Below are 20,659 nucleotides of genomic sequence, written 5' to 3' on the forward strand. Positions count from 1 at the left end.
CCCTCACACCCCGGCGAATAGTAGCGGTTCGACCGCATTGAGGATCCACCCGGCCAAGGTGAAGGCCACCAGCAGCAGGACGAAGAAGATCGCCAACAGCCGCCACTGCATGACCTGCTTGAGCAGCACGAACTCGGGGAAGCTCGCGGCCACCGTACTCATGCAGAAGGCCAGCGTGGTGCCGATCGGCAGCCCCTGAACGATCAGGCTCTCCATCACCGGGACCACGCCGGTGATATTCGTATACAGGGGGATGGCGACCAGCACCGCCGCCGGCACTTGCCACCAGTGCCCGGCACCGAGATTCTCCTCGATCCACCCGTCCGGAACGAAGCCGTAGAGGGCCGCCCCCAGGCCCACGCCGATGAAGACCCACTTCCAGACCCGGCCGAAGATCTCGCGCACCTCCTTCCAGGCGAAGTCGTGGCGCTGCTGCAGGGTCAAGCGTTCCGCGCGGGCATCCCCAGCGGCCGCCGCGTTGCCCTCGGCGTACGCCTTGGCCAGGAACGGCTGCAGATACCGCTCGGCACGGATGGCGTCGAGGAAGGCGCCGCCGACCATACCGATCACAAAGCCAACGGCCACATAGATCAGGGTCAACTCCCAGCCGAGCAGGCCCCAGAGCAGGACGACGGCCACCTCGTTGATCATCGGCGAGGTAATCAGAAAGGCCATGGTGACGCCGATGGGGATCCGCGCCGTGGTGAAACCGATGAACACCGGTACACTCGAGCAGGAGCAGAACGGCGTGACCGCCCCGAAGGTCGAGCCGAGGAAGTAGCCGAGGAAGCGGTTGCGACCGGCCAGGAAGGCCCGCACCCGCTCCACGTTGAGCGAGGCCCGGGCCAGGGCGATAACATAGATCAGCACGGCCAACAGGACGAAGATCTTCGCCGTGCTCTCGACGAAGAAGTGTGCCGCATCGCCGAACGGCGTACCGGCCTCGATGCGCAGCAGTTCGTGAACGATCAGGGTGGCGAACTGGGCGAAGAGCTCAAGCATGATGGGCGACCAGGGTTTCGATATCTGGCGCCATTGTTATATACGTTTCTCCATATATCAAATCGGTCAACGGTTCCCGTGTCGCGCCCTGCGGGCTAGGATGGCCGGATTGAACGCTCGGAACCACGACAGGAGGCCTCGAACCATGGAGATCGTCGGCGAGACCCATCGCGGCCACCAGCGACCTCGCAACGAGGACCGCATCGACTGGGATGAAGAGGCCGGGGTGGCGGTACTGGCCGACGGCATGGGCGGCCTGCCCTACGGGGCCGAGGCGGCGCGGCTGGCGGTGGAAGCGGTCATCCGCATCGCGCGCACGCACCACGGCAGCGACCACACCTGGCTGGAGTCCGGTGGAGACCCGGCGGATCTGGTCCAGCTGGCCAACCGGGCCGTGCTCTCCTACACGGAGCGCGACCGCCGCTACGAGGGCATGGGCACCACCCTCGCCCTGCTCTGCGCGGCCCCCGACGAGGTGGCCCTGGCCCACGTGGGCGACTCGCGCATCTACCGCTTCAGCGAGGGCCGCCTGGAGCGCTTGACCCGCGACCACACGCCGGTGCAGCGCGCGGTGGAGACCGGCGAGATGACCGAGGCCGAGGGGCGTCGCTCCCCGGAGCGCAACGTCCTGGAGCGCGCCCTTGGCGCCGTGACCTGGGCGGAATCCGACGTCACCCGGTTGCCCCGCCGGCCCGGGGAGCTGTTTTTGCTCTGCTCCGACGGCCTCACCGAACCCCTGGAGGACGCCGCCATCGCCGCCATCCTGGCCGAGGAGGACCGCTCACTGAACCAGCGCGCCCAGGACCTGATCGAAGCCACCCTGGATGCCGGCGGACCGGACAACGTCTCCGTGGTGCTGGTCCGCACCTAGCCCGCCGACCGTCTAGCGGCGGCGCTTGCGCTTCTTCTCGCGCTTCTTGGCGTGGTGAATCACCCGCTGGCGCCGCCGGCGCTGGCGCTCGGTAAGCTGGTTGGGCTTGTCGGCAAAGGGGTTATCGCTGGCCCGGCACTCGATGCGCACCGGCGTCCCGTAGAGGTCAAAGGTGTCGCGGAAGAAGTTCTCCAGGTAGCGCATATAGGCCCGCGGCAGCCGCTGCACCTGGTTGCCGTGGATCACGATCACCGGCGGGTTGTGGCCGCCCTGGTGGGCGTAGCGCAGCTTGATCCGCCGCCCCCGCGAGAGCGGCGGCTGATGGTTGGCCAGCGCCTCCTGCAGGGCGTCGTTGAGTTCCGGCGTGGCCAGATCCCGGTGTGCCGCGGCGTGGGCGCGCTCCACCGATTCGAGCAGCAGGCCGACGCCACTGCCGTGCAGGGCCGAAACGAAGTGGTGGCGGGCGAAACCGAGGAAGGCGAAGCGCAGATCCAGATCCCGCCGTACCTTGCGGCGCTGATCGGGATCCAGGCCGTCCCACTTGTTGATGACCAATACCAGCGCCCGCCCGGCCTGCAGGACGTGCCCGGCCAAGTGCGCGTCCTGCTCGGTGATCCCTTCCTGGGCATCGGTCACCAGCATCACCACCGAGGCCCGCTCGATGGCCTCGAGGGTCTTGACCACGCTGAACTTCTCGACCGTCTCCTGAACCCGCGCGCGACGCCGCACCCCGGCGGTGTCGATGAGGGTGTAGTGCTGCCCGTCGCGCTCGAACGGCACGGCAATACTGTCGCGGGTGGTGCCCGGCTCGTCGTAGACCACCACCCGCTCCTCGCCGAGGAGGCGATTGACCAGCGTGGATTTGCCGACGTTGGGCCGGCCGATCATCGCCACCGGAATCCCGCCTGGGCCATCGGAGCCCACCGCATCCGGCTCAGCGGGAGGCAGGAGCGCGAAGACGGCGTCCAGCAGCTCGCCCACCCCACGACCGCGCGTCGCGGCGATGGCGTGAACCGGCTGCAGGCCCAGACCGTGGAAATCGGCGGCCGCCACCCCGGCGTCGAGCCCGTCGGTCTTGTTGACCGCCAGGAACACCGGCACCTGGGCTCGCCGCAGCTCAGCGGCGATCTCCTCGTCACCGACGGTGGCCCCGGCCTGCCCGTCGACCAGGAAGACGACCGCATCGGCACCGGCGATGGCGGCCCGGGCCTGCTCGTGCATGCAGCCGCCGACCCCCTCGAGTTCTTCCCCCATGCCTCCGGTATCCACCACCACGGCGTGGCCCCCCTGGTGGCGCACGATCCCATACTGACGGTCCCGAGTCAGGCCCGGGTGATCCGCCACGAGGGCGTCGCGGCTGCCGGTGAGCCGGTTGAACAGGGTCGATTTGCCGACATTCGGCCGCCCGACCAGGGCGATTACCGCAGACATTGGGCATTCCCCGCATTGGCTGGGACAAGTGTGCCGCGCTGAACGGCGGCTGAGGGCGGGGATTATAACGGACGGGGCAACGGCCCGTGAGCCGCTGCCCCCCGGGGAAGGTCAGACCATGGCGTCGATTTCACCGCCAGCGTCCAGATCTTCGACGCCACCCGAGGCGTCGTAGCTGGCAGCGCCACCGTCGTCCTCAAGGGACTCGGTGCTGGTGCCGACGTCCTCGCCGCCGGCGATCGAGGAGATGTCTACCGTGTCGGCCCCGCCTGCGGCATCACCGCCGAACTCGGAACCGCCTGCGCTCTCCATCTCCTCCCCCTCGAAGGGGTCGTCACCGCCCGCGCCCTGGGACGGCGGCGGCATGCTCGGCGCACCTCCGCCAACTCCTCCAACTGCAGACATCACTACCTCCTGCGCTTCAACTCGATGTAGCCGGGCTCTCCGCACGCCGATCCGGCACTCCATTGCCGGTTGCGGCTGTTCGGTTCCGGTCTCCGCCCTACCCCTTCCACGGCAGGCTGCGCGCCGAGGCGCAGGGCGTTGCCGGTTACGAGTAGGACCTGCAACCCGCGTGCCGGGTTCCAGGTCCTATCTTTGCCTTACCCCCGTTGTCGTCGGATAGCCCGCCGACTTGAGGGCCTCAGGAGGACGAACCGGCGGCGGAGGCGCCGAACTGCTGCCGGGACCCGGCGTCCACCCGGAAGTGCTTGCGATTGAGCTGGAGGACCAGCCCGATCGTCGCCGCCTGCACCGTCAGGGCGATGGCCGTCAGCGCCCAGTAGGCGGCCCCGTAGGTCTCGATGACGCCGTGGTGCGCCAGACCGACGTTGGTGAAGAAGTGGATCATCACCGCCAGCGCCACCCCCGGGCAGACCAGCGTGTAGGAGCCGGCCGAGCGCTCAGGGCCCACCACGAAGCGGCCGAAGTAGTTGAACCGGCGCAGGACCACCCAGCCCAGCAGCAGCAGTGCCACCTGCGCAGCCAGGAAGTAGGTCAGCAGCCCCAGGGTCTGGACCCCGCCGGCCTCAGCCCCGAAGTGGGCCTCGATGCCCGCCGTCTGGCGCACCAGAGTGATGCCGATGATGGTCAGCACAGGCACGCCGATCCACAGGCTGGGGGCACTGATCGGATTGGCGTTCTGCTCCATCATCGCGCGGATCCCGAGGACCAGCATGACCGCGCCGGTGATCACCGCAGCGATGAGGAAGAAGCTGGACAGCGCCAGACTGAACGCCGCCGTGGCCGGGACGCTGCTCATCCCCGCCGGTGCCGCCAGGCCGACGCCCACCATCGACAGGGCAAAGGCCGGCAGCGCCTGAGCCAGGCTGTTGTCGGCGGCGCAATCACAGTCGCTCTCGGTAAGCACCCGGCCCCAGAAATCGCCGAGCTGGCGCAGGGCCCAGCCGCCGACGACCAGGAAGGCGACCATGGCCGCGGGGAAGAGCCACTCGACGATGGCCGACAGTCCCGGGACGAAGACCATGCCGAGGACGAAGCCCACGTTGATGGTCATGGCCACGGTCAGCGGCGCGGCGAGCAGCTGCACCTCCGTCCGGTTGCCGCGCATGTTCTTGAGGTAGGCATCCGTCCTGAGGAACCGCCGATGCTCGCGGATATTCCAGAACAGCAGCCGGAAGTGGATGAACGCCATCGCCAGGATGCCCGCCCAGGCCAGCACGATAGCCGTCTGCAGGCCGGTGTGGCCACTCTGCAGGGCGGCGGCGATATCCTCGAAGAACGGCACCATCCCCTCGGACGGCACCCAGAACATCAGCCACATGAAGAACGACACGGTCAGCCCGCCGGCGCCGAGCGCCGCGAGCCAGTAGAGCGGGGAGTAATTCTCCCCCAGGTCCTTGGGCAGTCGATGGAACATGGTTCCTCCCTTGCGTTGTCAGGTTGCCGATTCGGGTGGCTTGCGACCGCATCAACGTTCTTGAATACGATTGTATGCGTATATTCGAAATTAGGTCAAAGGGGTGACCGCGCACCCCGCGAGGGGAATCAGCTGGAGAGGAAGGCGGCAGCCAGGAGGGCCTGGGTGTACGCCGTTTGCGGCGCGCCGAACACCGATGCGGCCGGCCCGCGCTCGACCACCCGGCCGGCCCGCATGACGATGACCTCGTGGGCCAGGGCGCGGACCACCTGTAGGTCGTGGCTGATGAAGAGGTAGGCCAGGCCATGGCGGCGCTGCAGATCGCGGAGCAGATCGACGATCTGCGCCTGCACCGAGACATCCAGCGCTGAGGTCGGCTCGTCGAGAACAACCACCTGCGGCTCGAGGACGAGCGCCCGGGCAATGGCAATCCGTTGACGCTGCCCGCCGGAGAACTCGTGGGGGTAGCGATGGCGGGTCTCGGGGTCGAGCCCGACCTCTTCGAGCACCCGCACGATGCGTGCCCTACGCTCATCGCGACCGAGGCGCGGATGGTGGAGGTCGAGCCCCTCGCCGACGATGTCGCCCACCGACATGCGCGGCGAGAGGCTGCCGTAGGGGTCCTGGAAGACGATCTGCAGGGCGCTGCGGTAGGGGCGCAGCTGCCGCGCCGTGCGCCCTTGTAGCTCCTCGCCGCGGAAACGGATGGAGCCGTGGCTGCGCTCCAGACGAAGCAGCGCCAGCCCCAGGGTCGACTTGCCGGAACCGCTCTCGCCCACCACCGCCACCGTCTGCCCGGCGCGCAGGGTGATGTCGATGCCATCCACGGCACGGACCCAGTCCACCGGTCGGCGCAGCAGGCCGCCGCGCACCGGGAAGTGCACCCGGATGCCCTCGCCGTGCAGGAGCGCGGGCGCCTGCGGGTCGGCCGCCACCGGCTCCCCGGCGGGCCGGGCAGCCAGCAACTGCCGGGTGTAGGGGTGCTCGGGACGACTGAACAGGCGCTTTGCCTCGGCGCGCTCGACGATCTCGCCCTGGCGCATGACGCAGACCCGATCGGCCACCAGCCGGATCACGTCCAGGTCGTGGGTGATGAACAGCAGGGCCATGCCCAGCCGCGCCTGGAGGTCGGCGAGCAGGCGCAGGATCTGCGACTGAACGGTCACATCCAGGGCCGTGGTGGGTTCGTCAGCAATGAGCAGATCGGGCTCGTTGGCCAGGGCCATGGCGATCATCACCCGCTGACGCTGTCCACCGGAGAGCTGGTGGGGGTAGGCGGTGAGCATCCGCTGCGGGTCGGGAAGCTGGACCTGCTCGAGCAGGGTCAGCACCCGACGCCGGGCTGCCGTCCGGTCCAGACCGCGATGGACCAGCAGGGTCTCGCGGATCTGCTTCTCCACCGTGTGCAGCGGATTGAGCGAACTCATCGGCTCCTGGAAGATCATGCCGATGCGCCCCCCGCGATGCTCGCGGAGTACCGGCTCAGGAGCGCCGAGCAGCTCGCGGCCGCGGAAGCGGATCGAGCCGGCCGGATGCCGCGCCCACGGGTACGGCAGCAGCTGCAGTACCGAGTGCGCGGTCACCGACTTACCCGAGCCGCTCTCCCCGACCAGGCCGACGGTCTCACCAGCGGCGATCTCCAGATCCACCCCGCGCACCGCCGGTGCAGCATCGCCGAAGGCCACCTGCAGGTCACGGATGCTCAGCAACGGCTCAACCACGGTCGCCCCCCTGCGCCTTGCGCGGATCGAAGGCGTCGCGGGCCGCCTCGCCGACGAAGATCAGCAGCGACAGCAACAGCGCCAGGCTGAGAAAGGCCGAGATGCCCAGCCAGGGCGCGTGCAGATTGTCCTTGCCCTGCTGCAGCAGCTCCCCCAGCGACGGCGACCCCGGGGGGAGGCCGAAGCCGAGGAAGTCCAGCGAGGTCAGCGTGGTGATCGAGCCGTTCATGATGAACGGCAGGAAGGTCAGCGTGGCCACCATGGCGTTGGGCAGCACATGGCGGAACAGCACCCGCAGGTGCCCTGCCCCCAGCGCCCGGGCCGCCTTGACGTACTCCAGATTCCGCGCACGCAGCACCTCGGCGCGCACCACCCCCACCAGGCTGACCCACTGGAACAGCAGCAGGATGAACAGCAGCCACCAGAAGCTGGGCTCGATCAGCGCCGAGGCGATGATGATGATGTAGAGCGCCGGCAGGCCCGACCAGATCTCGACGATCCGCTGACCAAAGAGATCCGTCTTACCGCCGAAATACCCCTGCAGCGCGGCCACCACCACGCCGATCACCGAGCTGGCCACGGTCAGCAGCAGTGCGAAGACCACCGAGATCCGGAACCCGTAGAGGATGCGCGCCGACACATCCCGACCCATATCGTCGGTCCCCAGCCAGTTCTCCGCCGAGGGCGGCGCCGGGGCTGGCTCCGGCAGGCCGTAGTGCACGGTATCGTAGCTGTAGCGGATGGGGGGCCACAGCGCCCAGCCCCCGGCATCGATCAGCCCCTGCACGTGCGGGTCCCGGTAGACCGCCTCCGTGGGCAGCTCGCCGCCGAACTCCGTCTCCGGGATCGACTCGACCACCGGGAAGTACAGGCTGCCCTCGAACCAGACCACCAGTGGCCGGTCGTTGGCGATGAGCTCGGCGAACAGGCTGACCACAAACAGCCCGACAAAGATCCACAGTGCCCACCAACCGCGACGGTTGGCACGGAACCGGGCCAGGCGACGCTGATTGATCGGCGACAGGGACGGACCCACCGGCTCAGACCTCCCGGGTCTCGAAATCGATGCGCGGGTCGACGGCGACGTACATCAGATCGCCGACGAGGTTCAGCACCAGCCCGAGCAGGGTGAAGATGAACAGGGTCCCGAACATCACCGGGTAATCCCGGTCCACCGCCGCCTCGAACCCGAGCAGCCCCAGCCCCTCCAGCGAGAAGATCACCTCGATGAGCAGCGCACCGGTGAACAGGGTCGAGACGAAGGCCGCCGGGAAGCCGGCGATAACGATGAGCATGGCGTTGCGGAAGACGTGGCCGTACAGCACCCGGCGCTCGGTGACCCCCTTGGCACGGGCGGTCACCACGTACTGCTTGTGGATCTCTTCAAGGAAGGAGTTCTTGGTGAGCATGGTCAGCCCGGCAAAGCCGCCGATGACCATGGCCAACACGGGCAAGGCGATGTGGTGCAGGTAGTCGAGGATGCGCATGGGCCAGGAGAGCTCCGCCCACCCCTCGGAGACCAGTCCGCGCAGCGGGAAGAGGTCGAGATAGGTGCCCCCCGCAAAGAGGATGATCAACAGGATGGCGAACAGGAACCCCGGCACGGCATAACCGATAATCACCAGCGCCGAGGTCCAGACATCGAAGGGCGATCCGTCGCGCACCGCTTTGCGGATGCCCAGCGGGATGGAGATAAGATAGACCAGCAACAGGGTCCACAGCCCCAGGGAGATGGATACCGGCAGCGCCTCGGCGATGAGTTCGAGGACCGACTGATCCCGGTAGAAGCTGTCGCCGAAGTCCAGGGTCAGGTAATTGCCCATCATGGTCAGGAACCGCTCGTGGGCAGGCAGATCGAAACCGAACTGCCGTTCCAGCTCGGCGAGCAGCTCTGGGTCCATGCCGTGACCACCGCGATAGCCACCCTCGGCCTCGCCGAAGGCCGCCCCCACCTCGCCGCCGGAGCCGGCCACGCGGGCGGTCGCCTCGACCCCGGTGCCGGCCAGCTCAGCGGTGATCCGCTCGATGGGCCCGCCCGGGGCGGCCTGCACAATCAAAAAGTTGATGACCATGATCCCGAGCAGGGTCGGGATCATCAGCAGCAGGCGACGCAGGATATAGGCCGGCATATTCCCCATCCGCTATCGGACCGACCGCGGGCCGTTGGCCTCGCGCAGCCGTTGCTCCTTGTCCGGGTCGACCCACCAGGTATCGAACCCCAGTCCGTACTTCGGGGCCGTCTCCGGCCGCCCGAACTTGTCCCAGTAGGCGACCCGATGGACCGGGGTATGCCAGTTGGGGATCACGTAGTGGCCGGCGAGTAGGACGCGGTCCAGGGCGCGGGTCAGGTGGACCAGCTCATCGCGATCCTCAGCGGAGACCAGGCGTTCGACCAGTTCGTCGACCACCGGGTCCCGCACCCCGGCGTAGTTCCGGCTGCCCGGTTCGTCAGCGGCCTCGGAACTCCAGTACATGGCCTGCTCGTGACCCGGCGAGGGCGATTGCGGCAGCACCACCACAGCCATATCGAACTCGAAGTGATCCAGCCGGTACTGGTACTGGGTGGTATCCACCGTGCGCACCCGCGCCAGGACTCCGATGCGCCGAAGGTTCTGGACGAACGGCAGGGCCACGCGCTCGAAGCTCGGGTTGACCAGGAGCAGCTCGAAGACCAGCGGCCGACCGCTGTCCCGGTGACGCAGGATGCCGTCGTCCCCCACCGACCAGCCGGCCTCCTTGAGGATGCGGAGCGCCTTGAGCAGATTCTCGCGGTTCCAGCCCGAGCCGTCGGTGACCGGCGGCCGGTACGGCTCGAAGACCGCCTCGGGGAGCTCCTCCCGGAAGGGGGCGAGGATCGCCTGCTCGGCCTCGCCCGGTGCACCGCGAGCTGCCAACTCCGAGTTTTCGAAGTAGCTCGCCGTACGCGTATACGCCGAGTGGAACAGCTGGCGGTTGGTCCACTCGAAGTCGAAGGCGTAGCTCAGTGCCCGACGCACCTCGCGGTCCTCGAAGACCGGGCGACGGGTGTTGAAGACGAACCCCTGCATCCCCGCCGGGCGGCTGTGCTCGATCTCCTCGAGAACCATGCGTCCTTCGCGCTGCGCCGAGGTCTCGTAACCGGTGGCCCAGTGGCGGGCAGTATACTCCTCGCGCAGATCGAACTCCCCGGCGCGGAAGGCCTCCAGCGCAACGGTGGCGTCTCGGTAAAAGTCGTAGCGCAGGCGGTCGAAATTGAACCGCCCGCGACGCACGGGCAGGTCTTCCGCCCAGTAGTCCTCCACCCGCTCGTAGGTGATGCTGCGCCCGGGACGGGCCTCGGCGATCCGGTAGGGCCCACTGCCCAACGGCGGCTGCATGGTGGTCCGGCTGAAATCGCGTTCCTCCCAGTAATGCTGAGGCAGCACCGGCAGCTCGCCCATGATCAGCGGCAATTCGGGATTGCCGGCGTGGGCGAACTCGAAACGCACCCGATGACGACCCTCGGCCTCGGCGGACTCGACGTGGCGGTAGTAGGAGCGCAACCTGGGGTGCCCGTGCTCACGGAGCACTTCGAAACTGAAGACCACGTCATCGGCGGTGATCGGTTCACCGTCGTGGAAACGGGCCTCCTCACGCAGCTTGAACTCGACCCAGGCGTTGTCCTCGGCCACCTCCACGCGTTCGGCGATCAGCCCGTAGACAGAAAACGGTTCATCATCGGCGTGGACCATCAGGGTATCGATCACCATCCCCAGACCCGGCGGTTTGGTCCCGCGCAGGATGTAGCCGTTGAGGCTATCGTAACTCCCCCGCGCCTCGCGGATGACCGTACCCCCCTTGGGGGCCTTCGGGTTGACGTAGTCGAAGTGGGAGAAGTCCGGCGGGTATTTGGGCTCGCCGTGCAACGCCAGGCCGTGGACGCCCGGGGCGTCCTCCTCGTTGCCGGTCGCGGCGGAGAGCGGGAGCAGAACCGTCAGGAACACCGCCGCCATCACGGCCGCCCAACAGGGCGGAGAATGCCGGGGAGCGCAGCGCCTGCGGGGGAATGGGAGCATGCTCGACATGTTATCATCCCCGGCGTTTCGCCCTTGGCACGCGCAAGCAAGCAACAGTTGCCGGAGAGCAGATATGGGATTCCTGCAGAACAAGCGCATCCTCGTCGTCGGTGTCGCCAGTGACCGCTCCATCGCCTGGGGCATCGCCGAGGCGATGCACCAGCAAGGCGCCGAACTCGCCTTCACCTATCAGAACGAAAAGCTCCAGGACCGGGTGACCAAGCTGGCCGCGTCGGTGGACAGCGAGCTGGTCTTCCCTTGCGATGTCAGCTCCGACGAGCAGATCGAGTCGGTCTTCTCTGAGCTTAGCAAGCACTGGACCGATGGCATCGACGGCATCGTCCACGCCGTGGCCTTCGCACCGCGCGAGGAGCTCGCCGGCTCGTTCGTGGACAACACCACGCGCGAGGGCTTCCGAACCTCCCACGAGATCTCGGCGTACAGCTTCGTGGCCCTGGCGCGCTGCGGGCGGGAGATGCTGCGCCAGCGTCAGGGGTCGTTGCTCACCCTGACCTACCTCGGCGGCGAGCGGGCCCTGCCCAACTACAACGTCATGGGTGCGGCGAAGGCCAGCCTGGAGTCGACCACCCGCTACATGGCCGCAGATCTGGGTCCGGAGGGCATCCGGGTCAACGCCATCTCGGCCGGGCCGATCCGGACGCTGGCGGCTTCGGGGATCGGCAGCTTCAAACAGATGATGAACTTCAACGAGCAGGCGGCGCCGTTGCGCAAGAACGTCTCCACCGAGGAGGTGGGGCACGTGGGCGCGTTCCTCTGCTCGGACCTGGCTTCGGGGGTTACCGGCGAGGTGGTGCACGTCGACGGCGGCTTCCACTGCGTCGCCCTGTCGGGCGCGGAGCTCTAAGGCGCCGGGCCGCACGGCAATCCGGCGCTGAACCAGAAAGGCCCCGCGGCGTGAGCTGCGGGGCCTTTTACGTTGGGCCGTGTCGCGCCGCGGACGCTGGATGACGGTGAAGAGCGGCGCCTGACGGGATCGTCGCGCCATCCAGGGAGCGGTGAGCCCCCCGTCACCGGGGGCGGACGAGCGCGCCGCTTTGCGGTCCCCTGCGCGGCTCGCCCGCGCGGGTCGCTCGCTTAACTCGCTCCGCTGACGCTTCGCTCGGACAACACCTCGCTAAAAGCGCCGACGCCCAGCGTCGGCGCTTTTCCCCGCTCGGGCTACGCTGCTCGGCGCGCTCAATGCCCCCGGTGACGGGGGGCCTCACCGCGCCCCACGCCACCGTGACATGCCCGTCCGCCGCCCTCCACCGTCGCCCGGCGCCTGACAGGGGTCCCGACGCAGCCGCCGCCCCGCGCTAGAGGCGCTCGCGGGCGATCTCGATCTCCGCCTCGGCGCGCAACGCGCGGATCAGCGCCCGCACCTCCGAGTCGCCCGCCATGCGCTGGAGCTGCTGCTGCAACTGCTGCCGCTCCTGGGCCGAAAGCCCTTCCGGATCGCCGCGGCTGATCCCATCCAGGCGGAGCAGCGCCGCGGAGCCGTCATCCAGCTCCACCCGGGCGTAGCCGTCCACCTCCAGGGCAAAGGCCTCACGCACCACGGCCTCCGGGTGGCTGCGATCGTCCCGGTAGGCGTCTTCCACAGTGAAGCGCTCGACCTCCAGCTCCTCGGCCAGCTCATCCAGAGAGTCGCCGTCGCGCAGCCGAGCGACCAGCTCCTCGGCCCGTTCCCGGGCGAGGTCGGCAGCGCGCTCCTGCCGAAGCTGCTCGCGGATGGTATCCGCCACCTCTTCCAGCGGCTTCGGCTCCGCCTCGCGGTGCTCAAGCAGCCGGACCACCAGGTAACGATCCTCGTCGACGCGGATCAGGTCGCTGTTGTAACCGTGCTCGAGCACGTCCTCGCTGAAGGCCTCCTCCACCACCTCGGAGAGATCGCCAATCCCTTCGCCGCCGTCGCGGTCGATCCAGTCACTGGTGCGGACCTCCAGCCCGAAGGTGTCGACAAGCGGCTCCAGGCTGTCGGGTTGCTCGAAGGCGATGTTGCCGAGCTCGTCGCCGGCCTCGATCAGCTCCGTGCGGTACTGCTCACGGATAGAGTCGGCCAACAGCTCCTCGCGGACGTCATCGAACGTTGGCGGGTCATCGTCGTCGCCGTAGCGCTCGTCGTAGCGCTCCTGCAGCGTCTCGTCGTCGACGTCGACCTGATCCCGCAGGGCCAGCGGCCCGAGCTCGACATACTCGAGACGCACCGCCTCCGGGGCCATGTAGTCATCGGTGTGGGCCTCGTAATGGGCCTCGACCTCGGCGTCGTCGACGCTGACCTCGTCGGTGTACCGGTCGGCGTCGATCTCCACATAGCTAAAGCTGCGCGACTCATCCTGCAGACGTACCAGCCGCTCGAGCTGCGAGGGGGTGCTGATGCTGCTGGCGAAGACCGCCTGCTGAAACTGGTCAGCCTTCAGATCCCGCCGGACGAGCCCCTCGTAGTCCTCGGGCGTGAGGCGGTTGCGCTCGAGCAGGGTCTGATATCGGGCCCGGGAAAACTGCCCGCCCTCGTGGAAGATCTCCTGGCCGCGGATGGTCTGCGCCACCTCCTGATCCGTGACCCGCAGCCCCTGCTTGCCCACGTAGGCGTGCAACAGCTGCTCGTCAATCAGCTGCTCCAGGGCCTCGCGGCGTAGCGCGGCGCCGTCGAAGGCGCCATCCGGCAGGTCGCCGCCAAACATCTCGCGCAACTGCGCGCGTTGGCGCTCGACGGCCTGATCGATCTGGGAGCGCGGGATTTCTTCGCCATCAACGCGGGCGACCACTGCATCGTCCTGGCCACCACCGAAGTACTCGTAGCCACCCATGAAGATGAACGGCAGGGCGATGAACCCGATGATGACCCACGCAATCCAGCCCTTGATGCCGTCACGAATCGCCTGAAGCATGCCTTGTCTTCCGCCGAGTGCTGATGTGGGGGATCAGGATACAAAAAAGGCGCCACTGTGGGCGCCTTCTTTGTTGCGGCCGATTGGGCCGCGTACTTTTTGGCGGAGCGGACGGGACTCGAACCCGCGACCTCCGGCGTGACAGGCCGGCATTCTAACCAACTGAACTACCGCTCCGTGATTACGTCGATTATTGTAACAACTTTTTGCCGCTTGTCTACCCCTGGTGGGTGGTGAGGGATTCGAACCCCCGACATTCGCCTTGTAAGGGCGACGCTCTCCCAACTGAGCTAACCACCCGAACCGAATAAGCTCTTTAGTTTATCGCATCCTTGAGCGCCTTGCCAGGCTTGAAGCCCGGTACTTTTGACGCCGGGATGTCGATGCTCTCGCCGGTGCGCGGGTTCCGACCGGTGCGGGCGGCCCGCTCGCGGACGGTGAAGGTGCCGAACCCGACCAGCGTGACCTGGTCGCCCTCGCGCAGGGCGTCAGTGACGGACTCGACCATCGCGTCGACGGCGCGCGCGGCAGCGGCTTTGGAAAGATCCGCGGAGTCGGCTACCGCCTCGATGAGCTCACTCTTGTTCATCCCCGTGTCCCCTTTTCGGTTTTTTTGACTCGATGCTGGCGTGGCTGGCCCGTTCAGGCCGAGGGCGCCGGACACACCCTGACGACCCCCTGCGATCCCAACCCTACCACGGCGCAGCGCGCTTCCACAGCGTTACCCGGTGTATCACATCCCTAGGCAGCGCCGACGTCGCCGCCCCGGGCTTCGGGGCCCGGGCGCCCAGTTGCCGGCGTTATAGCAGCGGCTTTTCCAGACTGTCAAATGGGCGGCACCGCCTCAGTGTGGCCGCTTGGGGTCACCCTCCCCCTCGCCGACTGCCACGCGCGTGGCCGCGTCGGCATCGCCTTCACCCTCCGGGGCCGGGAGCGGTTCAGGCTGACGGGTCAGGGCCACCTCGAGGACCTCGTCGATCCAGCGCACCGGCCGGATGTCGAGCTTCGACTTCACGTCCTTGGGCACATCCGCCAGATCCTTTTCGTTCTCCGACGGGATCAGCACCGTGTCGATGCCGCCCCGCAGGGCGGCCAGAAGCTTCTCCTTGAGCCCACCGATGGGCAACACCTCGCCGCGCAGGGTGATCTCACCGGTCATGCCCACGCCCGCCCGCACCGGGATGCCGGTCAAGGCCGAGACCAGGGCGACACACATGCCAGTGCCAGCCGACGGACCGTCCTTGGGGATGGCCCCCTCGGGGACGTGGATGTGGTAGTCGTTCTTGGTGTAGAACTCCGGATCCAGTCCCAGGGTGCGGGCCCGGCTGCGCACCACGGTGGTGGCAGCGTCGATGGACTCCTTCATGACGTCGCCGAGCTGTCCGGTCTGCGTCGCCCGCCCCTTGCCGGGCACCACAGCCACCTCGATGGTCAGCAACTCGCCACCGACCTCGGTCCAGGCCAGACCGGTGGACTGGCCGATGCGATCCTCGGTCTCGGCGACCCCGAAGCGGTAGCGGCGCACCCCGAGGTACTTGTCGATATTGCGGCGGGTCACCTGCACGCCGGCGCTGCGCTTGCGGCCCTTGGACTCGCCCTCGACCAGCCCCTTGACCACCTTGCGGCAGACCGTCGCCAGCTCCCGCTCCAGATTTCGCACGCCGGCCTCACGGGTGTAGTAGCGGATGACGTCGCGGATGGCACTCTCCTTGACGTCCAGCTCGCCCTTGCGGATGCCGTTGGCCTTCATCTGCTTGGGCAGCAGATAGCTCTGCGCGATGGCGAGCTTCTCCTCCTCGGTGTAGCCCGGCAGGCGGATGACCTCCATGCGGTCGAGCAGCGGCGCCGGGATGTTCATGGTGTTCGCCGTGCAGACGAACATCACGTCGGAGAGATCGAAGTCGACCTCAAGGTAGTGGTCGCTGAAGCTGCTGTTCTGCTCCGGATCCAGGACCTCCAACAGGGCCGAGGACGGGTCGCCCCGGAAGTCCATGGCCATCTTGTCCACCTCATCGAGCAGGAACAGCGGGTTGCGCTTACCCGCCTTGCTCAGGTTCTGCACAATCTTGCCCGGCAGCGAGCCGATGTAGGTGCGGCGGTGGCCACGGATCTCTGCCTCGTCGCGCACACCACCGAGGGACATGCGGGTGAACTTGCGGTTGGTGGCCCGGGCGATGGACTGCCCCAGCGACGTCTTGCCGACACCCGGCGGCCCAACCAAACAGAGGATCGGCCCCTTGAGCTTGCGCACCCGTCGCTGCACGGCCAGGTACTCGAGGATGCGCTCCTTGACCTTGTCCAAGCCGTAGTGGTCTTGATCGAGGACCTTGGCGGCGTGCTTGAGATCGTGCCGCACGCGCGTCTTGTCCTTCCAGGGCAGGCTCACCAGCCAGTCGAGGTAATTGCGCACCACGGTGGCCTCGGCGGACATCGGCGACATCATCTTGAGCTTGTTCAGCTCCTGCTTCGCCTTGTCCAGGGCCTGCTGCGGCATCCCGGCCTGGTCGATCTTGTTCTCGAGGTCCTCGACCTCGTTGGGCACGTCCTCCAGCTCACCCAGCTCCTTCTGGATGGCCTTCATCTGCTCATTGAGGTAGTACTCCCGCTGGGATTTCTCCATCTGCTGCTTGACGCGCCCGCGGATGCGCTTCTCGATCTGGAGGATGTCGATCTCCCCCTCGATCAGGCCCATCAGGTGCTCGAGGCGCTCGCGCGGGCCCTCCATCTCGAGGACCTTCTGCTTCTCCTCGACCTTCAGCGCCATGTGCGCAGCAATGGTGTCAGCCAGTCGGCCGGGCTCCTCGATCCCGGAAAGCGAAGAGAGAATCTCCGGCGGGATCTTCTTGTTGAGCTTGACGTACTGCTCAAACACGTTGGTCGCGGACCGCGCCACCACCTCCAGCTCGCGGTCCTCGTCGCTGGGCTGCGGCTCGGGCACCGTAACCAGATGGGCCGAGAGGTATTCGCCGCTATCGAGCAGCTCGACCAGGCGCGCCCGCTCCCCGCCCTCGACCAGCACCTTCACCGTACCGTCGGGGAGCTTGAGCATCTGCAGGATCGAGGCCACGGTGCCGTAGCCATAGAGTTCTTCGACACCCGGGTCATCGACCTCGGCGCTGCGCTGGGCGATCAGGAAGATCCGCTTGTCCTGCTCCATGGCCGCCTCGAGGGCGTGGATGGAGCGTTCCCGCCCAACGAACAGCGGGATGACCATGTGCGGATAGACCACCACGTCGCGCAGCGGCAAAACCGGCGCCTGGGTGACGGTCTGCGGGGATTCGGGATTGTGAGCGGTTGGCTCAGCCATTGGATGCGAACCTCATTGGCGTGCGAACGGCGGGACGCGCGCGGCGGTGGCCGCGCGCCCCTCCTCTGGGTTCGGAATGGGGGTGATACGGGCGGGTTTCAAGGTGCGCCGAGTCGGCGGCGCCCTACTCGTCGGACGCCGCCTTGGAATGCTCGGGGCCCGCGTAGACGATGTACGGGTCGCTGTCGCCGGCGATGACCGACTCGTCGACCACCACTTTGCTGACATTCTCCATGGACGGGAGCTCGTACATGGTCTCGAGCAGCACCTGCTCGATGATGGTGCGCAGCCCGCGGGCACCGGTCTTGCGCTCCATCGCCTTGTCGGCCACCGCCCGCAGGGCGTCATCGCGCAGGTCGAGCTCCACACCCTCCATCTCAAAGAGCTTCTGGTACTGCTTAACCAGCGCGTTCTTCGGCTCGCGGAGGATCTGCACCAGGGCCTCCTGATCGAGCTCGTTGAGGGTCGCGATGACCGGCAGCCGGCCGACAAACTCCGGGATCAGGCCGTAGCGGACCAGATCGCTGGGTTCAACGGTCTGCAGCGTCTCGCCGACGCTAGCTCGCTCGCCCTCGCCCTTGATCTCGGCCGAGAAGCCGATCCCGCCCCGCTCGGAGCGCTCCTGGATGACCTTGTCGAGCCCGGCGAAAGCGCCGCCGCAGATGAACAACATGTTGCTGGTATCGACCTGCACGAACTCCTGCTGAGGGTGCTTGCGCCCACCCTGCGGGGGCACCGAGGCCGTGGTCCCCTCGATCAGCTTGAGCAGCGCCTGCTGCACCCCCTCGCCGGAGACGTCCCGGGTGATCGACGGGTTGTCCGCCTTGCGCGAGACCTTGTCGATCTCGTCGATGTAGACGATGCCGTGCTGCGCCTTCTCGACGTCGTAATCGCACTTCTGCAGCAACTTCTGGATGATGTTCTCGACATCCTCACCGACATACCCGGCCTCGGTCAGAGTCGTGGCGTCGGCGATGGTGAACGGCACGTTGAGCAGCCGCGCCAGGGTCTCGGCGAGCAACGTCTTGCCCGAGCCGGTGGGGCCGATGAGCAGGATGTTGCTCTTGGTCAGCTCCACATCGTCCTGGCTGGTCCGGCTCTCGAGGCGCTTGTAGTGGTTGTACACCGCCACCGAGAGCACCTTCTTGGCGTGCTCCTGGCCAATGACGTACTGGTCGAGCTCGCGGTTGATCTCGTGGGGCCGGGGCAGCCCGCCGCCTTCCGTCGCCGCACCTTCCTGGAGCTCCTCGCGGATGATGTCGTTGCAGAGCTCGACGCACTCGTCACAGATGAACACCGATGGCCCGGCGATGAGCTTGCGGACCTCGTGCTGGCTCTTCCCGCAGAAGGAGCAGTACAGCAGCTTGCCGCTGTCATCGCCCTTGTTCTGAGTTCGATCAGTCATGCCACGGCCTCGGTTTGCGCACTGGAATCATTCTTTATCAACGATGCACCCTTTTCAGCGGGTACGCAACCAGCCCACGGCGCCTCACTCGGAGGCGCCGCGACTGGTCAGAACCCGGTCGATCAGGCCGTACTGCGCGGCCGCCTCGGCGGCCATGAAGTTGTCCCGATCGGTGTCCTGCCGGATGGTCTCGATATCCTGCCCGGTGTGGTGCGCCAGGATGGTGTTGAGCCGATCCCGCATGCTCAGGATCTCGCGGGCGTGGATGTCGATATCCGTCGCCTGCCCCTGGAAACCACCGAGGGGCTGATGGATCATCATCCGCGAATTGGGCAGGGCGTGGCGCTTGCCCTCCGCGCCAGCCGCCAGCAGCAGGGCGCCCATGCTCGCCGCCTGACCCACGCAGAGCGTGGCCACATCGGGCTTGATGAACTGCATGGTGTCGTAGATCGCCAGCCCGGCAGTGACCGAGCCGCCCGGCGAGTTGATATACAGGTGCACGTCCTTATCCGGATTCTCGGACTCGAGGAACAGCAGCTGCGCCACCAGCAGGTTGGCCTGGTAGTCCTCCACCGGGCCGACCAGAAAGATCACGCGCTCCTTGAGCAGACGCGAGAAGATGTCGTAGGCCCGCTCGCCACGCGCCGACTGCTCGACCACCATCGGCACCAGGCCGGTGTTGAAAATGTCGGGGGCGGATTGCTGGGTATCGCTCATGCCGTTGGCCTCCCGGGGCCGCGACTCAGGCCGAAGCCTGGTCGCCGTCCTCGCTGTTCATGAGCTCGTCGAAGCTCAGCGTCTTGTCTTCGGTCTGCACCTGCTCGAGCAGCCAGTCGACCACCTGCTCCTCGATGACCGAGGCCTCCAGGCTCTGCATCATCTGCCGGTCCTGGGCAATCTGCTGCAGCGCTTCGCTCGGATCCTGGCCGGAGTTGGCAGCCATCTCACGCAGCTGGGTCATCATGCGCTCGCGATCGAGCTGGATGCCCTGGCTGCGCACCAGCTCGTTGACCAGCAGCCCCAGCTTGACCCGGCGACTCGCCACGTCTTCATAAGCCGAGCGCTCCGACTCGGGCAGCTCGCCCTCGGCGCTGGCGCCCGACTGTTGCCGCAGGGCCTGGATCTCGCCGTCGATCAGGCTCTTGGGCAGCTCCAGCTCATTCTGATCGGCCAGCTGATCGAGCACCTGTCGCTTGAGACGCTGACGCACGGCCTGATGCCGCTCGCGCTCGAGGTTGCCACGCACGGCCTCGCGCAGCGCCTCGACGCCCCCTTCCTGGATACCCAGGCGAGCCGCAAAGTCGTCATCCAGCTCCGGCAGCTGCGGCTCTTCCACTCGCTTGACCGTCACCTGGAAGACGGCGGTCTTGCCGGCGATGCTCGGCTCGGCGAGCTCGTCCGGGAACTTGTGCTCGACCGTCAGCTCCTGGCCGGCCTTCGCCCCCTGCAGCCCCTGCTCGAAGGCCTCGGGCAACTGCCCGGCACCGAGGATCAGCGGCGCATCCTCGGCGGAGTTGCCGGTGAACGCCTCGCCGTCGATGGTGCCGTGGAAGTCGATCACCACGCGGTCCTCGTCCTGGGCCGCCCGATCCACCTCCTGGTAATCGGCGTGCTGCTTGCGCAGGCGCTCGAGGACGTTGTCCAGGTCGGCGTCGGTGATCTCGACCTGGGGCCGCTCGACCTGGATCTGGTCCAGCCCCGCGACCTCAATCTCGGGCAGCACATCGAAGGAGGCCTCGTACTCCAGGTCTTCCCCTTCGCCGGTGCGCTTGGGCTCGATATGCGGGTTACCGGCCGGGCGCAGGGACTCCTGCTCCAGGGCCTCGGAGTAGGTCTGCTGGACCACCTCGCTGAGCACCTCGCTACGCACCTGTGCGCCGTACTGCTTGCGAACGACCTTGACCGGCACCTTGCCAGGGCGGAAGCCGTCCATCTTAACGCGGCCACTGAGGTCCTTCAGCCGGCGTTCTACCTCGTTCTCCACGCGCTCGGCGGGGACCTGGACCGTCATGCGGCGGCCCAGGCCTTCGGTCGTCTCCACGGAAACTTGCATCGGGAAGTCCTTGGGATCCAAACGTTTGGTGGTTGCGGTTTCGCGCTACCGCGCGGCCCATGCCG

General features: G+C 67.2%; 16 protein-coding genes and 2 tRNA genes. 2 read left to right on the forward strand and 16 right to left on the reverse strand.

All coding sequences use genetic code 11. The features are described 5' to 3' along the window. Positions 1-3: 3 nt before the first annotated feature. The gene (locus tag HHAL_RS02995; RefSeq protein ID WP_011813398.1) at positions 4-1,002 is read right to left on the reverse strand and encodes a permease; all 999 of its coding nucleotides are present in this window, start codon (positions 1,000-1,002) and stop codon (positions 4-6) included. 145 nt (positions 1,003-1,147) lie between these two features. Between HHAL_RS02995 and HHAL_RS03000 the strand changes: the two genes are divergently transcribed. Continuing rightward, the gene (locus HHAL_RS03000) at positions 1,148-1,873 is read left to right on the forward strand and encodes a PP2C family protein-serine/threonine phosphatase (RefSeq protein ID WP_011813399.1); all 726 of its coding nucleotides are present in this window, start codon (positions 1,148-1,150) and stop codon (positions 1,871-1,873) included. 12 nt (positions 1,874-1,885) lie between these two features. On the opposite strand, the gene der is transcribed toward HHAL_RS03000, so the two are convergent. From der to HHAL_RS03035, 7 genes are all read right to left on the reverse strand, one after another. Further along, positions 1,886-3,304, reverse strand: a complete 1,419-nt coding sequence (der, locus tag HHAL_RS03005) for a ribosome biogenesis GTPase Der (RefSeq protein WP_011813400.1) — start codon at positions 3,302-3,304, stop codon at positions 1,886-1,888. Positions 3,305-3,415: 111 nt separating this feature from the next. Then, positions 3,416-3,709 carry a hypothetical protein gene (locus HHAL_RS03010; RefSeq protein WP_144446074.1) on the reverse strand — a complete coding sequence of 98 codons (294 nt, stop codon included), beginning with the start codon at positions 3,707-3,709 and terminating at the stop codon, positions 3,416-3,418. A 238-nt stretch (positions 3,710-3,947) separates the two neighbouring features. Continuing rightward, the gene (locus tag HHAL_RS03015; RefSeq protein ID WP_011813402.1) at positions 3,948-5,183 is read right to left on the reverse strand and encodes a TsoY family (seleno)protein; all 1,236 of its coding nucleotides are present in this window, start codon (positions 5,181-5,183) and stop codon (positions 3,948-3,950) included. A gap of 128 nt (positions 5,184-5,311) precedes the next feature. Continuing rightward, positions 5,312-6,904: an ABC transporter ATP-binding protein gene (locus HHAL_RS03020; protein WP_011813403.1), complete on the reverse strand. Its 1,593-nt coding sequence runs from the start codon at positions 6,902-6,904 to the stop codon at positions 5,312-5,314. Continuing rightward, positions 6,897-7,940 carry an ABC transporter permease gene (locus HHAL_RS03025; RefSeq protein WP_011813404.1) on the reverse strand — a complete coding sequence of 348 codons (1,044 nt, stop codon included), beginning with the start codon at positions 7,938-7,940 and terminating at the stop codon, positions 6,897-6,899. The genes HHAL_RS03020 and HHAL_RS03025 overlap by 8 nt, the downstream gene beginning before the upstream one ends. Before the next feature lie 4 nt (positions 7,941-7,944). After that, positions 7,945-9,033, reverse strand: a complete 1,089-nt coding sequence (locus tag HHAL_RS03030; RefSeq protein ID WP_041595024.1) for a microcin C ABC transporter permease YejB — start codon at positions 9,031-9,033, stop codon at positions 7,945-7,947. A 12-nt stretch (positions 9,034-9,045) separates the two neighbouring features. After that, the gene (locus HHAL_RS03035) at positions 9,046-10,875 is read right to left on the reverse strand and encodes an extracellular solute-binding protein (RefSeq protein WP_200342970.1); all 1,830 of its coding nucleotides are present in this window, start codon (positions 10,873-10,875) and stop codon (positions 9,046-9,048) included. Between the two features lie 136 nt (positions 10,876-11,011). On the opposite strand from HHAL_RS03035, the gene HHAL_RS03040 reads away from it, so the two are divergent. Continuing rightward, complete coding sequence (locus HHAL_RS03040) at positions 11,012-11,803, forward strand: enoyl-ACP reductase FabI (protein ID WP_011813407.1); 792 nt, start codon at positions 11,012-11,014, stop codon at positions 11,801-11,803. Positions 11,804-12,254: 451 nt separating this feature from the next. Here HHAL_RS03040 and HHAL_RS03045 read toward each other — a convergent pair whose 3' ends face one another. The 8 genes from HHAL_RS03045 to tig form a co-directional block, all read right to left on the reverse strand. After that, positions 12,255-13,829 carry a peptidylprolyl isomerase gene (locus tag HHAL_RS03045; protein ID WP_011813408.1) on the reverse strand — a complete coding sequence of 525 codons (1,575 nt, stop codon included), beginning with the start codon at positions 13,827-13,829 and terminating at the stop codon, positions 12,255-12,257. Positions 13,830-13,929: 100 nt separating this feature from the next. Further along, positions 13,930-14,006: transfer RNA gene (locus HHAL_RS03050), tRNA-Asp, on the reverse strand. 47 nt (positions 14,007-14,053) lie between these two features. After that, a tRNA-Val gene (locus HHAL_RS03055) sits at positions 14,054-14,129 on the reverse strand. Positions 14,130-14,145: 16 nt separating this feature from the next. Further along, positions 14,146-14,418, reverse strand: coding sequence for an HU family DNA-binding protein (locus tag HHAL_RS03060; protein WP_011813409.1), 273 nt, complete (start codon positions 14,416-14,418; stop codon positions 14,146-14,148). 255 nt (positions 14,419-14,673) lie between these two features. Next, a complete protein-coding gene (gene lon, locus HHAL_RS03065) occupies positions 14,674-17,136 on the reverse strand; it encodes an endopeptidase La (RefSeq protein WP_011813410.1) in 2,463 nt (820 codons plus the stop codon). A 124-nt stretch (positions 17,137-17,260) separates the two neighbouring features. Continuing rightward, positions 17,261-18,541, reverse strand: coding sequence for an ATP-dependent Clp protease ATP-binding subunit ClpX (clpX, locus tag HHAL_RS03070; protein ID WP_011813411.1), 1,281 nt, complete (start codon positions 18,539-18,541; stop codon positions 17,261-17,263). 84 nt (positions 18,542-18,625) lie between these two features. Continuing rightward, positions 18,626-19,258: an ATP-dependent Clp endopeptidase proteolytic subunit ClpP gene (clpP, locus tag HHAL_RS03075; protein ID WP_011813412.1), complete on the reverse strand. Its 633-nt coding sequence runs from the start codon at positions 19,256-19,258 to the stop codon at positions 18,626-18,628. A gap of 25 nt (positions 19,259-19,283) precedes the next feature. Beyond that, a complete protein-coding gene (tig, locus tag HHAL_RS03080; RefSeq protein ID WP_011813413.1) occupies positions 19,284-20,594 on the reverse strand; it encodes a trigger factor in 1,311 nt (436 codons plus the stop codon). Positions 20,595-20,659 lie beyond the last annotated feature (65 nt).

Source organism: Halorhodospira halophila SL1, assembly GCF_000015585.1.
GTDB classification, from domain to species: Bacteria; Pseudomonadota; Gammaproteobacteria; order Nitrococcales; family Halorhodospiraceae; genus Halorhodospira; species Halorhodospira halophila.